This is a genomic window from Halorubrum sp. SD690R, assembly GCF_005435035.1.
Taxonomy (GTDB): domain Archaea; phylum Halobacteriota; class Halobacteria; order Halobacteriales; family Haloferacaceae; genus Halorubrum; species Halorubrum ezzemoulense.
In genome coordinates, this window is the sequence record NZ_SGTV01000119.1 from 1 (window position 1) to 489 (window position 489).

Here is a 489-nt window from a genome sequence, read left to right on the forward strand (position 1 = left end):
ATTTCTGTAGCGGCAGGTGTATGCACCGCAGACAGAGATCATCAGGTGATAGTCCGGACATCGACCGACGTATTGTGGACAACAGCGCGGCTGATGCCAGTACACTGATAGGTATGCGGTTCCGAGTGGGCCGACCAGTGCGATAGTTCCTCCTCGAACAGCCGGTGCCACGCATCCGGATACGCAGTCCTCGAGACGTTGACTGAGACGGTTGTTGCGGAAGGCGACTTGCCAGCCCGTGGCGAAACAAGTGTTTTGTTCTGGATAGTGGTCTCGATCGTGACGCGGCTCGACGATGAGAAATCCGTCTGTCCGTCAAGCGAAAGGACAGAAAGGTAGACACTGCCACTATCGGGAGTACACCGAAAGCTAGGTTTCCGTGAGACAACTAGGCCCTCCTCCTGAACCCGGTACACAGCACCGCTGGTGTAGACAATATCAGTTCCCGAATCGGTTTCCCGGATGAACGCTCCGGTGGAAATGTTCGTT

Annotated in this window: 1 pseudogene; it reads right to left on the reverse strand. The window is 55.4% G+C overall.

Features of this window, described 5'->3' with window-relative positions:
* Positions 1–41 precede the first annotated feature (41 nt).
* Positions 42–489 (reverse strand): annotated as a pseudogene (locus tag EXE41_RS19495) (hypothetical protein); the annotation flags it as partial.